The following is a 14,700-nucleotide window of genomic DNA, read 5'->3' on the forward strand; positions in this document are numbered from 1 at the left end:
ATTCTCACCCTTATTAGCACGTTTAAGTTTGGTTTGCATTTTTATTTTTAGTGTAATTTTTCAATCGTTCACCAATATCTTCTATTGGTTTGCCAGCTTTTTTAGTAGGTTTTACATCGTTAGTATTCTTTTCTTCGTTTCGTTGTTTAAACCAATCTGGTATGACCTCTTTTTTGGTAGGTTTCTGATAATAAGACTGTTTATTAGTACCCCATTGCTGATATTTTTTATTTTCAGACTTAGCAAGCATCATTGCTTGTCTAACAGTTTTAACATTTTTACGTGCCCAGTGACTTGCTATTTTCTCTATATATGCTTTGGTCAACTTCATGTCTGTTTTTAGCATAACATAATGAATAAGTACATTCATCACGGATGGAGACAATCCTTGATTACTCATTACCTCACTAATCACTTTCAAATCTTGAGGAGATGCTTCATTCCCGCCAGATAGATCCTCTAACAACTGTCTAGGAGAAATTTGTTCGAGCATTTGAATAAATTTTTCTTCTTTTGTTTGCTGTTCATTATTTGGTTTCGTTGATAATCGATCTCTTTTGTCTACTAAAGCAATGTCAATTTTCCCTTTACTAGATTGAAACAGGTCCATGCAAGCCTGTTTAAATTCTTCGATATTTAATATATGTTCGTCTGTTAATGCCCAAAGAATTGTTTTTTCCAATTCCTGGTTTGTTAAATCATACAAGGAAGCCATTTGGCCGATAACTCTTTTATTAGCCACTGACAATATTTTGTTTGGAGAAATCATTCGCTGTAATAGCATTTGCTCGATAAATCCAAAGTCAACTACACCCTCATCATAATTAGGACCATTTGGTAAATTCGGGCTAGTTTTTTTTACGACATCATTGCCGTTTGCATGTGTCTCAACCGTTTTAAAAACTTCATTAAAATTTGCGGTAATATTATCTGAATCCTCTGTATTTATTGAACCATTCTGATGGAAAGCTTGGTAAGTTAGCTCGTACTTTGCTTGGCCAAGGTGATGGAGTAATAATTGAGCCAACATTGCATCCTTAAAAAAAGCTTTAGGGTGAAACGGGGGTAACAGTTGGTAAACATAGACATTACCTTTGGGTTCTGGTTTTAAAAATGTCTGTAATAGACCGATACCTTCCAACTTCCTTCTAGCATCATATATGTCGTCCAATGGTAATGATAAGTAATTCATTAACAAATGATGGGTTTGTGGAGAAGTATTTTGTTTATATATTTCAGAATTGGTATATAAGGTTTGGTAAAGAGCAATTGCTCTTCCACCTATAAGCGGTTGATACAAATGGGTTAAAGATTGAAAATGAGTTAAAGTAATCTCACTTTCTAGAATAGTCAAAAATCCATCAACTGGTAGCACCTTCCCAATGTTTTTTTGAATCATGATTCCCAACCCCTTTCTATCTTAGTAAAAAAATAAACAAAAATGAGAGGAACAAAAGCGTAGGCACTGGAGATGAATCACGTTTAGTACATCAAGCAGAATTTTTTATTTCCCATACACAACAAGAAAAAAGAGCCGCTATGGCTCATCGGAACAGTTATTTTTTGTCTGTTCTTATTAGGTCCTTCAATTCATCTAAAAATACATTCAAGTCTTTAAACTGTCTGTAGACAGAAGCAAACCGAACGTAGGCAACCTCATCGATTTCCGCTAAATGATCCATCACCATTTCACCAATTTCTTTACTATTGATCTCAGACGTTCCGCGATTTCGTAATTCCTTTTCAATATCGACCGCGACAGACTCAATTTGTTCTAACGCAACTGGCCTTTTTTCACACGCCTTGATTAGTCCTCTCATTAGCTTTTCACGACTATATTCTTCTCTAGTGCCCTCTTTCTTTACAACAATTAATGGGACCTCTTCGATTCGTTCAAAAGTCGTAAAACGAAAAGAGCATTCCTCACATTCTCTTCTCCTTCTAATCGATCTTCCCTCTTCAATTGGTCTTGAATCTAATACTTTTGTATTTTTGTTTTCACAATTTGGACAACGCATTATGTAATCAGTCCCATCATTTGCCTAAATCTTAACTTCCCTTAGGTGCATCCACTAGTGGTAATTCTTTCTTTAGCTCCTCATAAAATTTCGGAATAAGCTTATGACTATACCCTAAATCAAACGGAATTGCAGATTCAGTTGTTACAGAAAAATCAACAGCTGTTCGAAAGGGCCGAACCATAATAATTGTGACAATGACAAAAGCTTTTTTTCCTTTTTTATAATTTGCACTTATTTCTCCGCGCTCTTCTGATACGGCAACCACTTCAAATGAAGCTGAATTTCTAAAGTAGTCTTCAACTGCTTTAAAGCCTTTGTCTTTGGTTGTCTTAAAATAATGTGTTTTAAGTTTTGGATCCCAGTGTTTATCACTTGTTTCCGAGTGGTTATTAAAGTACTTGTTAAACGTTTGTTGAATGGACATTTCCCGCACCTCATTGTTTTCAATTATAACATAATTTCAAATATGCTCTTATCACATTTTAACATGTTTTTAACAAGAAAACGATAACAGTGTCCATTTTCACGAATATAAAAGAGCTCTTGCATCGACAAGAGCTCTTTTTACTGATTTTTACAACGCTTTAAATTGATTAACACTGACTGGGCCCATACCCCTTGGAACTTCAACCTTTTCACACGTTTTTGACTCGAGTGCTTCAGCTATAAAGTCTGTTGCAACATTAGGATCAAGTATATCTCCACACGTGTACACATCAATACTCGCGTATCCATGTTCAGGGAAGCTGTGAATTGTTAAGTGTGACTCAGAGATAATGACAACCCCGCTGACTCCATAGGGTGCAAACTTGTGGAATGCAACCTCTCTTATTTCTGCGCCTGCTTTTAATGCGGCATTCACAAAAATTTGTTCGATTAATCCCATATCATTTAACGTATCTATATTACAATCCCACATTTCTGCAATGACGTGTCTACCCATAGTATCCATTTATTACTTCCCCCTTTTTTGAAAATGCCTTCCGAAATAATATGCAGAAGTGCTACGGGGGAAAGTTAGTCCAAAGAGGTCCTAACCCTTTAAGCACCCAGGAACGCATATGTTCGAGAAGAAAGCACGATGATTTCGCCCTCTTAAAAAGGTGCAATGAAAGTATATCTGCTTTCCCCCGTTTTTGCAAGACAGTTCTTTTCTGAAGAGGAAATGGTAAGGGACTTGATACATCCCATTCATATTATGAGGGTTTATAGTACTGTTTATCCAGATTAACTATGATTAAATCCTTTTGGTTCCTTTTAAAAGTTCCCATTCATTAATAAGTTGATGTAATTGTTGCTTCGATTGTACAACGGTCCCGTTATTATCAATTACTGCGTCTGCAAGTGAAATCTTGTCCTCGATAGGCATTTGCGAACGAATTCGACTAAGCGCTTCCTCAGTCGAATAACCGTTACGTTGCTTTAATCGCTCTAATTGTGTTTTCTCATCCACATACACAACTAAAATTTTATCAACCAATTGTGTCAGATTGCTTTCAAACAAGAGTGGAATGTCCATAACTACAGAAGGATGTCCTTCCTTTAATCGTTTATTTTTTTCAGAAATCATTACTTTTCTTATTTCCGGATGAACAATCCGATTTAATAGTTCACGCTTATTGGCATCAGAAAAAATAATCTCTGCTAATTTACTTCGATTTAAGCTCCTATTTTCATCGAGAACCGGTAAACCAAAGTGTTCAATAATTTGATGATAGGCAACCTCACCTGGTTGAACAACTTGTCTAGCAATCAAATCAGCATCTATGATAGGAATGTGGAAATCTGTAAACATTTTAGCTACTGAGCTTTTCCCACTTGCAATACCGCCGGTTAATCCAACAACAACAGACATAGCTAACATCCCCATCCTTTCCCAAAAAATAATTAGTTCGGTTGACAACTAGGGCAAAAATGGGTCCCTCTTCCACTTACCTTTATTTTTTCTATTGGTGCCCCGCAATGCTTACAAGGCTTGTTCGTTTGACCATAAGCAAACAATTGTTGTTGGAACATTCCGATTTGTCCTTGTGTATTCACGTACGACCTAATCGTTGTTCCACCTTGTGCAACAGCTTCTGCTAACGTTTCTTTCGCATACTTTTGAATTGCCTTAATTTCTTTTGACGATAAATCTACCCCTTTTTTTAAAGGATGAACACCAGCCTTAAACAATGTTTCATCTACATAAATGTTTCCAAGACCAGCAACAACTGTTTGATCTAAGAGAATGTTTTTAATAACCCGTTCACTTTTCGTTACTTTATTATAAAACTCACTAAAAGTGAACGTATCTTCAAATGGGTCTGGTGCTAGTGTACTGAGCGGTTTCTCCTTTAACTCTTCACCTTTACTAAACAAATGCATCGTGCCAAACTTTCTTACATCGTTATACCGTAATTCTGTTTGATCGGTAAAATGGAAGATGACGTGTGTATGGTTAAGCACAGGTTCGTCTTTTGTAAAAACACCATATTTTCCTTCCATCCTTAAATGAGAAACAAGGACATAATCTGTTAGCTGAAAGAGGAGAAACTTACCTTTTCTCCCGATATCCTCGATTGTTTGGCCACGAATCAAATGACTGAATTCCTTAACATCGTCTGGTTGTTTAATAATCTTCGGCCAAAATACCGAAACATCTTTTATCGTTTTATTTATGACCATTGCTTTTAAGGTTTGTCGGATTGTTTCTACTTCGGGCAACTCAGGCATTATTGCTACCACCTTTTATTTAGCATCAAACCAAGTATCACCGTAGGCGTAATCAACTTTCAGCGGAACATCCAACTCAATCGCATTTTCCATAACAGATGGAACGAGCTCTTTCAGTTGATCTACCTCTTCCCTCGGTGCCTCTATAATAAGTTCATCGTGAACCTGCATAATCATACGTGCTTGTAGTTTTTCTTCATCTAATTGATAAAACAGATTTATCATAGCAAGCTTGATGATATCAGCTGCACTACCCTGAATCGGAGTGTTCATTGCTGTTCTCTCAGCAAAACTCCTACGATTGAAATTTCTACTAGTAATATCCTGTAAATATCGTCTTCTATTCATTAACGTTGTCACATAGCCCTTTTGTTTCGCATCATGAACAATTTCATCCATGTAATTTTTAACTCCAGGATAACTATCTAGGTAACGGTCGATAAATTGTTGCGCTTCTTTTCTTGTTATCCCTAAGCTTTGTGACAAACCGTAATCACTAATTCCGTAAACGATGCCAAAGTTAACTGCCTTTGCGTGCCTTCTCATGTTGGCAGTTACATCATGTTTATCTACGTGAAAGACTTCCATCGCTGTTCGGGTATGAATGTCCATATCATCTTTAAAGGCTTGAATAAGTTTATCATCCTTTGCGATATGTGCTAAAACTCTTAGTTCGATTTGGGAATAATCAGCAGCAAATATCACCCAATTTTCTTTTGAAGGTATAAACGCTTGTCTTATTTTCTTCCCTTCTTCTAAACGAATCGGAATATTTTGAAGGTTTGGCTCGGTTGAACTTAAGCGACCAGTTTGTGTCAACGCTTGGTTATACCTAGTATGAATTTTATTTGTTTTTGGATGGATTACTTTCAATAATCCTTCAATGTAGGTCGATTGAAGTTTCCCAAGCTGGCGGTACAATAACAATTTAGGTATTATTTCATGCTGATCTTGTAATTGTTCTAGAATATCAGCCGAGGTAGAATAGCCTGTTTTCGTTTTCTTAATTACGGGTAAGCCTAGCTTTTCAAATAGGATAGGACCGAGTTGCTTAGGCGAATTTAAGTTAAACGGCTCTCCTGCTAATTCGTGGACTTCAGCTTCAATCATTTTTAATCTTTCTTGTAGTTCCGCTCCCATAGAAAGGAGGCGTCCTTTATCGACTTCTACCCCAATCGCTTCCATTTCACCAAGAATCAAAGCAAGTGGTAATTCAAGCTCTTTAAACAACTCATATTGACTGTTTTCCTTCAATTCTTGTTCAACTATTTCTTTCAACTCAAAAATCATCGTTGTTTTTCGAGTGACATGTTGAACGAGCTCATCATGTTCGGGAACTTTCATTTTTGCTCCTTTACCGTATACTTCTTCATCAAACAAGACATCATTATTGCCAAATCGATGACTAATAGCTGGGATGTCATGATGGTTCTCTGATGGATCGATTAAATAAGATGCTAACAACAAATCAAACTCGATTCCTTCGATTCGGATGTCATGCTTTAATAATGCTACTCGTACTTTCTTTGCATCAAAGACGAATTTTTGCTTCGATCCATCCTCCGCCCATTTTTTGAAGATATCAGAGTGTAGCGCAACTTCTGTCGGAATGAAATACTTTTTCTGATTATTTACTAAACCTATCCCGATAATAGTGTCGGTATGATAATTGTCACCCAACATCTCCAGTTCAATAGCTACAAGATCGGTAAGCATGTGTTCTGTAATCGTGTCTACTTCATCAACCTGAACTTGGGACAATGTTCGGATTTCACTTAGGTCGTTATGTTCACCTTCAGTAGACACTCTATTTAATAAGGACTGAAAGCTAAGTTCTTTAAAGATTGCCATTACCTTCCTAGCATCATAGCCGTTATAGGCAATATCATCCATTTCAACTGCAATTGGTGATTCACATTGAATAGTCACCAATTCTTTACTCATAAATGCATCTTGTTTATGCGTTTCAAGTTTCTCTTTTAACTTCTTTCCACTAACATCATCTAGGTTGTCAAACAACTTTTCAAGTGTTTCAAATTGGGTAAGCAGCTTAATTGCTGTTTTTTCACCAACACCAGGAACACCAGGGATGTTGTCCGAATTATCCCCCATCAGTGCTTTCATATGAATAACTTGGTCTGGTTTTATGTCAAGTTTCTCTTTTAAAAACGAAGGTGTATATGTATCAACCTCGCTAAGTCCCTTTCTCGTTAAACTAACTTTTACGTTATCAGAAACTAGTTGTAGTAAATCCTTATCACCAGAGATTATGTTCACTTGCCAATTATCTTTTTCAGCTCGTTTCGCTAATGTACCAATAATGTCATCTGCTTCATATTCAGGTAGTTCATAATGTTTAATCGAAAAAGCATCTAACACTTCTCTAAGAATCGGGAACTGTTCGGATAACTCTGGTGGTGTTTTCTGTCTCCCACCTTTATATTCTTGGAACGTCTTATGTCTGAACGTAGTTTTTCCCGCATCAAACGCTACAAGGATATGTGAAGGTTTTTCTTCTTCTAATATTTTTAACAACATTGTTGTAAATCCGTAAACAGCATTGGTATATACACCTTTATCATTATTTAACAACGGCAAAGCAAAGAAAGCTCTGTACGCTATACTGTTGCCGTCAATAAGAATTAATTTATTGTCCATAGTAGGTACTCCTTTTCACGGTTTCAAATCCCTATTTTATATCATACCACTTTTTAATCAGGTATATAAAAACAAACCTATAACAATCAACAAACATGGGAGACGCTAGCACTATGAATTTGCTTTTTAAGCCGCACCTTGGTCAGCTAACTAAGACCTCGAGGCGGGGTAGGCGTCCCGCTAGACTGCTGTTGATTTTTTATACTTTTCTTATCTTTTAAAAAAGCCTAATTAGAATTTTGAGTTATTCTAATTAGGCTTCAGTTCTAGTATTACTCGTAATAGCCTTGCAAAATTCGGGCATACGGGGAATCAGACGGTAAGATAATTGTCGTTTCACCATTAATTGTTTTCTTATATGATTCAAGTGTCCGGTACAACTGGTAAAACTCAACATCTTGTCTAAATGCTTCATTGTACATTGCTGCTGCTTCTTGTTCACCTTCGGCACGAATTTGTGCTGCCTTGGCGTCTGCTTTAGAAAGCATTTCCTTTACCTCGCGGTCAGTCTGAGCAATAATTCGCTTTTTCTGACCTTCACCCTGCGATAAATATTCTTGTGCTTTTGATTCGCGCTCAGAGATCATTCTTAGGAAGACGGATTGTTGGTTTTCATCAGGTAGGTCTGTTCGTTTGATTCTTACATCATTAACTTCAATCCCGTAATCATCTCGTGTTAACATTTCATTTACCTTGTCCAATATCCGTTGATTCAGATCTCCCCGAGTACTCCCTTCTTCGTTAATGATCTCCCCATAATTCATCGCTGCTAGTTCTTTTCGAATTGCCGAGAAAATAAATTCTCCCATTCTTGCTTCGGCGTTTAGTTCTGTTCTAGTATTAGTAATCATCAATTTTGGATTATTAATTTCCCAAACTGCATAGTTGTCTATGATAATTCTTTTCTTATCAAGCGTATTAAGTTCTTTCTCTGCCATATCATAAACCATTTTCTTTTGCGGGAGAGTCGTAATCGAATGCAATATAGGAACTTTAAATTTTAATCCCGGCTCGTCCTCAATCCGAATTACTTCACCAAATTGACGAATAACTTTATACTCGCCTTCACGGACGATGAAAACACTACTTAAAAACAACCCCAATAAAACAACTAACACCAAAAAGGTTGATCCTATCCGAAAATACTTCTTATACTCTTTTGGGGACTTTTGCTTCATATCTACTACGTTTTCATCTGTCATTACTCGTTCCCCTCATTTCTATCCTCTGTCGTTTTAGGTTGTTTTGCTTCATTAGTTGTAGTGCCTATCGGTAAATACTTAAGGGTGTTTCCATCATCATTCATAATATATACGTTCGCTTCAGGCAAAACCTGTTCTAACGTTTCAATAACAAGTCGTTGCCTAGTAATAGTTGGATTATTTTCGTATGCCCGGTATAAGGCATTAAAAGATGCAATATCTCCCCGAGCTTGTTCGATTCGTTCAATTTTATCCCCTTCAGCTCTTACAATGATTGCGTCTTTTTCTCCTAAGGCTTCCTCTACTTGCTGATTATTATATTTGTTGGCCTCGTTCGTCTTTGTTTGCATTGTTTCTCTGGCATCTGTCACTTTCATAAAAGCCTGTCTCACTTGTTCATTAGGCAAATCTACTTCCTGAAGTTTAACATCAGCTATAGCAATTCCGATATCATAATTATCTATTAAACTTACTAATTGCTCTCTTACTTCATTTTCAATGACGGCTTTCCCACTAGTTAAGGCCTCATCTATCGTTGAAGACCCAATAACGCTTCTTAACGATGCAGATGTTGCACTGTTTAAGATGAATAAAGGGTCTTCCGACTGATAAAGATACTTTGCTGGATCAGTTATTTTCCATTGAACTACAAGGTCGGCTAAGACAATATTTTCATCACCAGTAATCATTTGAATATTACTGGCTTTATTTTGTTTTCCATCATTATAACCAAAATCAAGACTAAATGTTTCTTTTGACAGCTTCTCCACTTCTTGAATCGGCCATGGTAATTTAAAATGCAGACCCGACTCCGTAACATTTTCTTCTGCGCTTCCGAATGTAAGAACAACAGCTTGTTCTGACTCATCCACCGTATACCAACTGGTAAATCCAACAACTGCTAAAACAGCAATTGCGATAATTATCCCAACCCAAGTATAAATCTGTTTCATTGTCATTTCCGCTTTCCCCCTTTTCTATATATGTAAATACGAATTTCTATTCTTTTTGTTTCATTATAATTAAAAGAAGTCTGGTGGAAATAATAACCAATAAGAAAAGCGAAAGCGCCTTGGTTAGACTTATGACCCGAGGCAGCGGAATGGATAACTCTTGGATTTTTTATACATTTTATCAAAAAAAAAACGGGATTCTTTCTTCCCGTCAAAAAATCTTTTTCTTAGGTAACCTTATTTCAAAAGTTGACCCTTGGTTTAGCTTGCTTTTAACATGTATTGTACCGTGATGTGCTTCAACAATACGTTTAACAATGGCAAGACCTAATCCAGTACCTCCGGTATTTCGACTTCGAGCTCGGTCCACCCGGAAAAACCGTTCAAAAATTCTTGATTGAAAATCCTCTGGAATGCCAATGCCTGTGTCAGCCACTTCTATAATGACCGCTTCACTCACGGACTTTACCGATAATTGAACCATTCCATTCGCTGGGGTATAATTAATTGCATTATGAAGAAGATTTAGCAGTACTTGTTTTAGACGATCGGAATCACCTACAATACTTGCTTGTTGGTCAACCGTCATTTCTAATGTGATTTTTTTCCTTTCTGCCTCTTGCTGAATGATCGGAGCTATGTTATTAATAAATTCAGGAAATAAAATTGTTGCTGATTTTAGTTTCATTTCATCTTGATCAAGTTTAGACAACTCAAGTAGATCATGAACTAACGCTTGGAGACGTTCACTTTCTGTCAAAATGATTGTTAAAAACTGATCACTTAACTGTTCATCGTCCTTTGCACCCTCTAGCAAAGTTTCAGCAAAACCTTTAATAGACGTAATTGGTGTTTTGAGCTCATGTGACACGTTAGCGACAAAGTCTTTCCTCATTTGCTCCACGCGTTTTAATTTAGTAATATCATGAAATACAAGGATGACGCCTTTTAAAACATGCTGATCGTTAATTACTGGGGCACCAACTATTTCAAAATAACGTTTGTCATATTCCATCGATATTGCAATGGAGTTTTCCACTTTTTCTTCATACAGAAATGCTTCTTGTACAGCAGAGTGAATACTAGTTTGATCGAGAACATCATAATATAAATAACCAATATAATCTTTAAACTCTTTACCAAACATGTTAATAAATTTTCGGTTTACAAGATTTATATACCCTCTATCATCAATAAGAATAAGTCCACTTTCCATGTTGTCGATGACCGTTCGGAGCTGGTTACTATGAATTTTTTCTTGAACAGCCATCTCTTGTAAACTTCGAGCAAGAATATTAATTGAATGCCCAAGTTTTGCGCCATCTCCATAGTAGGAGTCATACGTTCGTACTTTATAGTTTCCTTTTGCTAGTTCCGATGCAACATTGGCAGCAGCTCTAACAGGTTTAATATACTTTTCAAATATATTAAAAATCATGACCCAAATAACAATAAGACCACCTAGCAGGGCTAGTCCACCTAAAATACGGTCATATCCATCAAGTAAAGGTAAAATGATAATCCCAATAATAAGTATTACTGTAATAATAATCACGACGTAAGTATAAAGTAGTCGTGAATTTATGGATAACATTAGCTTTGTTCCTCCAATTTATATCCAAGCCCTCTGATCGTTTTAATATAAATAGGGTGTTTAGAATCTGGTTCAATCTTCTCTCTCAAGTGGCTAACATGTACGTCCACAATTCTAGTATCACCAACGAAATCATAATTCCATACGGCACTTAATAATTGATCCCTTGATAGTACTTTTCCCTTATGTCTAGCCAAATATAGAAGCAGTTCAAACTCTTTTCTGGTGAAGGTTAAGATTTCGTTGTTCATCATTACTTCATATTGCTCTGGGTATATGGTTAAGTCACCGATTGTGATGAGAGGTTTCTGTTCTGGATTTTCATTTTTTATTGTGCGTCGTAATATTGCCTTTATTCTAGCAACTACTTCCTTAGGACTAAACGGTTTTGTTAAGTAATCATCTGCCCCAAGTTCTAAACCAAGCACTTTATCGAATTCGTCGTCTTTGGCCGTTAACATTAAAATTGGTGTATCGATTTGATGTCTTCTTAACTGCTTACATACTTCGGTACCATCCATCTCTGGCAGCATTAAATCTAAAACAATTAAATCGAAACTTTCTTTCATTGCTTTTTCTAGGCCAGATGTTCCTGTATATGCTACATCCGTAATAAAACCGGCTTGTTCAATGTTATATTTTAATAAGGTAACAATTGATTGTTCATCATCTACAATTAACACTTTGTGATTCATGTAATCCCCCCATTTTCTACTTCATCATACAACGAAGGAAACATGATGTGAATAGAAACAACCAATAAAATGTCGCGTTCTTTGTAAAGATTTCTTTACAATTACTAGAATAGTTGAATACATACGTCAACCGGATAACGTTGTCCAATATAGCCCATGCAAGTTTGGCGGCACTTATTTATCCGCTTGAAATTTTCATAGTCCATCTTATCTATTAAAAGAGCACTAAAATGATTGAATCATTTTAGTGCTCTCATTTTGTATTTATAGAAAATCAATTGCTTATTTAGTCCATGTTCTTGATTAACTCATCACCGAATGCAGATGTTTTAACTTCTGTTGCACCTTCCATTAATCTAGCGAAGTCATAAGTTACAACTTTAGAAGCAATTGTTTTGTCCATTGATTTTAACACTAACTCAGCTGCTTCTCTCCACCCTAAATGTTCAAGCATAAGTACACCTGAAAGAATGACAGAAGACGGATTTACTTTATCTAATCCAGCATATTTTGGAGCTGTTCCATGTGTTGCTTCAAAAATAGCATGACCAGTTTCATAGTTGATATTTGCCCCTGGCGCAATTCCGATTCCACCAACTTGTGCAGCAAGTGCATCAGAAATATAGTCACCATTTAAATTCATTGTAGCAACAACATCAAACTCACGAGGACGAGTTAATATTTGTTGTAAGAAAATATCTGCAATTGCATCTTTAACGATAATTTTGCCAGCCTTCTCAGCCTCATCTTGCGCAGCATTTGCAGCATCTCTGCCTTTTTCTTCAACAATCTTATCATATTCAGCCCAAGTGAATACTTTGTCACCGTATTCCTCTTCAGCAAGTTCGTATCCCCAGTTTTTAAATGAACCTTCTGTGAATTTCATAATGTTTCCTTTGTGTACAAGGGTAACACTTTTACGTCCTTCATTGATTGCATATTCAATGGCAGCACGTACTAAACGCTTTGTACCTTCAGCAGAAACTGGTTTTATACCAATTCCAGACGTTTCTGGGAAACGAATTTTATGTACTCCCATTTCATTTTGCAAGAAATCAATTACTTTCTTTACATCCTCTGAACCCGCTTGCCACTCGATACCCGCATAGATATCTTCCGTATTTTCACGGAAAATTACCATATCTGTATCTTCTGGTCGTTTAACTGGAGAAGGAACACCTTCAAAGTAACGAACAGGACGTAAACAGGTAAACAAATCAAGTTCTTGGCGAAGCGCTACGTTTAACGAGCGAATTCCACCACCAATTGGAGTTGTAAGTGGTCCTTTAATTGCAATTTTATAGTCTCTGATTGTATCTAATGTTTCAGCCGGTAGCCATTCTCCTGTTTTGTCATATGCTTTTTGACCAGCATAAACTTCTTTCCACTCGATAGCCTTTTCTCCATTGTATGCTTTTTCTACAGCCGCCTCTAATACTCTACTTGCAGCAGCCCAAATATCTGGTCCAGTTCCATCACCCTCAATGAAAGGAATAACCGGTTTGTTAGGTACATTTAGAACCCCATTATCTACTGTAATCTTTTCTCCTTGTGCCATCTACTTATATCCTCCTCTTTCTTAATACAATTCTGTAGTTATGAAGTGAAGATGTTTGTTCTTCACTCAATCATCACCGACTCAAAGAATCGGCGATTGATAGTTATCTCTCCTCGATTGGGACAAATACTTGATTTCTTGGTCCAACATACTCTGCACGCGGACGGATTAGTCGGTTGTTAGCATACTGTTCTAACATGTGAGCTAACCAACCGGAAAAACGACTAATTGCAAATATAGGCGTAAATAAGTCATGCTCAATTCCAAGACTATGGTATACAGATGCTGAATAAAAGTCTACATTTGCTGGTAAACCTTTTTCCGCTTTGATGTAATCTTCAATTTTAACAGACATCTCATACCACTTCGGTTGACCAGTTAACTCTGTTAGTTCTTTTGACATTTTTTTCAAATGCTTGGCACGGGGATCCCCTGTGCGATATACCCTATGTCCCATACCCATAATTTTTTCTTTGTTAGCCATTTTATCCTTTACGTAAGGTATAGCATTTTCAACTTCGCCAATTTCTGTCAACATTTTCATTACTCGCTCATTTGCTCCGCCATGTAAAGGACCTTTTAGGGCACCAATTGCAGCTGTAATACCTGAGTAAACATCAGATAGGGTTGCCACACACACACGGGAGGTAAACGTTGAGGCATTTAACTCATGGTCTGCATGAAGAATAAACGCTTTGTTCATAGCTTCAACTTCTAATGCTTTTGGTTCTTTCCCAGTTAGCATGTATAAAAAGTTTGCTGCATAGCTAAAATCACTTCTAGGAGATATCGGTTCTTTGCCATCACGAATTCGTGCAAACGCAGTCACAATTGTTGAAATTTTTGCCTGTAAGCGAATTGCCTTTTTATAGTTAGCATCTTCAGTCATGACATCAGCTTCTTCATCAAATAAACCTAATAAAGAGACGGCAGTTCTTAGAGCTGCCATTGGATGGACAGTTTTTAAATCATAGGATTTAAAATGTTCAATTAGTTCGTTAGGGATTTCCATGTTGGAAACTAATTCTTTTGTAAATTCCTCTAATTCTTCTACTTTCGGAAGTCTTTTGTTCCACAATAGATAGACAACTTCTTCAAAACTAGAGTTTTCAGCAAGGTCATCAATTTTATAACCAACATATGTTAATTGATCATCGATAATAGAGCTTATTGATGATTCTGTTGCAACAACCCCTTCGAGTCCTTTAGTGGTTGACATCTTATCCCTCTCCTTTTCTTTGTCCTTATCGCCAACAAATATAATTTCATCAGCAATCATTATATAAAGGTCAAAAGCAAATTAC

Annotated in this window: 13 protein-coding genes; all 13 read right to left on the reverse strand. The window is 36.6% G+C overall.

Annotated features, from left to right (window positions below):
• Positions 1 to 22: 22 nt before the first annotated feature.
• Positions 23 to 1,399, reverse strand: a complete 1,377-nt coding sequence (locus NC799_RS02260) for a replication initiation and membrane attachment family protein (protein WP_272444688.1) — start codon at positions 1,397 to 1,399, stop codon at positions 23 to 25.
• A 157-nt stretch (positions 1,400 to 1,556) separates the two neighbouring features.
• Positions 1,557 to 2,018: a transcriptional regulator NrdR gene (nrdR, locus tag NC799_RS02265; protein WP_272444689.1), complete on the reverse strand. Its 462-nt coding sequence runs from the start codon at positions 2,016 to 2,018 to the stop codon at positions 1,557 to 1,559.
• Positions 2,019 to 2,049: 31 nt separating this feature from the next.
• The gene (locus tag NC799_RS02270) at positions 2,050 to 2,445 is read right to left on the reverse strand and encodes a cytosolic protein (RefSeq protein WP_272444690.1); all 396 of its coding nucleotides are present in this window, start codon (positions 2,443 to 2,445) and stop codon (positions 2,050 to 2,052) included.
• Between the two features lie 150 nt (positions 2,446 to 2,595).
• Complete coding sequence (gene speD, locus NC799_RS02275; RefSeq protein ID WP_272444691.1) at positions 2,596 to 2,973, reverse strand: adenosylmethionine decarboxylase; 378 nt, start codon at positions 2,971 to 2,973, stop codon at positions 2,596 to 2,598.
• Positions 2,974 to 3,258: 285 nt separating this feature from the next.
• Complete coding sequence (coaE, locus tag NC799_RS02280) at positions 3,259 to 3,876, reverse strand: dephospho-CoA kinase (protein ID WP_272444692.1); 618 nt, start codon at positions 3,874 to 3,876, stop codon at positions 3,259 to 3,261.
• A gap of 32 nt (positions 3,877 to 3,908) precedes the next feature.
• Positions 3,909 to 4,736 carry a DNA-formamidopyrimidine glycosylase gene (gene mutM, locus NC799_RS02285; RefSeq protein WP_272444693.1) on the reverse strand — a complete coding sequence of 276 codons (828 nt, stop codon included), beginning with the start codon at positions 4,734 to 4,736 and terminating at the stop codon, positions 3,909 to 3,911.
• 15 nt (positions 4,737 to 4,751) lie between these two features.
• Positions 4,752 to 7,394, reverse strand: a complete 2,643-nt coding sequence (polA, locus tag NC799_RS02290; RefSeq protein WP_272444694.1) for a DNA polymerase I — start codon at positions 7,392 to 7,394, stop codon at positions 4,752 to 4,754.
• Between the two features lie 272 nt (positions 7,395 to 7,666).
• Positions 7,667 to 8,596 carry a protease modulator HflC gene (gene hflC / locus NC799_RS02295; protein WP_272444695.1) on the reverse strand — a complete coding sequence of 310 codons (930 nt, stop codon included), beginning with the start codon at positions 8,594 to 8,596 and terminating at the stop codon, positions 7,667 to 7,669.
• Complete coding sequence (hflK, locus tag NC799_RS02300) at positions 8,596 to 9,555, reverse strand: FtsH protease activity modulator HflK (protein ID WP_272444696.1); 960 nt, start codon at positions 9,553 to 9,555, stop codon at positions 8,596 to 8,598. The genes hflC and hflK overlap by 1 nt, the downstream gene beginning before the upstream one ends.
• A 205-nt stretch (positions 9,556 to 9,760) precedes the next feature.
• Positions 9,761 to 11,143: a two-component system histidine kinase PnpS gene (gene pnpS / locus NC799_RS02305; protein WP_272444697.1), complete on the reverse strand. Its 1,383-nt coding sequence runs from the start codon at positions 11,141 to 11,143 to the stop codon at positions 9,761 to 9,763.
• On the reverse strand, positions 11,143 to 11,838 hold the full coding sequence (locus NC799_RS02310; protein WP_272444698.1) for a response regulator transcription factor: 696 nt from the start codon (positions 11,836 to 11,838) through the stop codon (positions 11,143 to 11,145). Before NC799_RS02310 ends, pnpS begins: the two co-directional genes overlap by 1 nt.
• A gap of 286 nt (positions 11,839 to 12,124) precedes the next feature.
• Positions 12,125 to 13,396 carry an NADP-dependent isocitrate dehydrogenase gene (gene icd / locus NC799_RS02315; protein WP_272444699.1) on the reverse strand — a complete coding sequence of 424 codons (1,272 nt, stop codon included), beginning with the start codon at positions 13,394 to 13,396 and terminating at the stop codon, positions 12,125 to 12,127.
• 103 nt (positions 13,397 to 13,499) lie between these two features.
• A complete protein-coding gene (citZ, locus tag NC799_RS02320) occupies positions 13,500 to 14,615 on the reverse strand; it encodes a citrate synthase (RefSeq protein WP_272444700.1) in 1,116 nt (371 codons plus the stop codon).
• Between the last annotated feature and the right edge of the window lie 85 nt (positions 14,616 to 14,700).

The sequence above is a fragment of the Aquibacillus salsiterrae genome (assembly GCF_028416595.1).
Lineage (GTDB): Bacteria > Bacillota > Bacilli > Bacillales > Amphibacillaceae > Aquibacillus_A > Aquibacillus_A salsiterrae.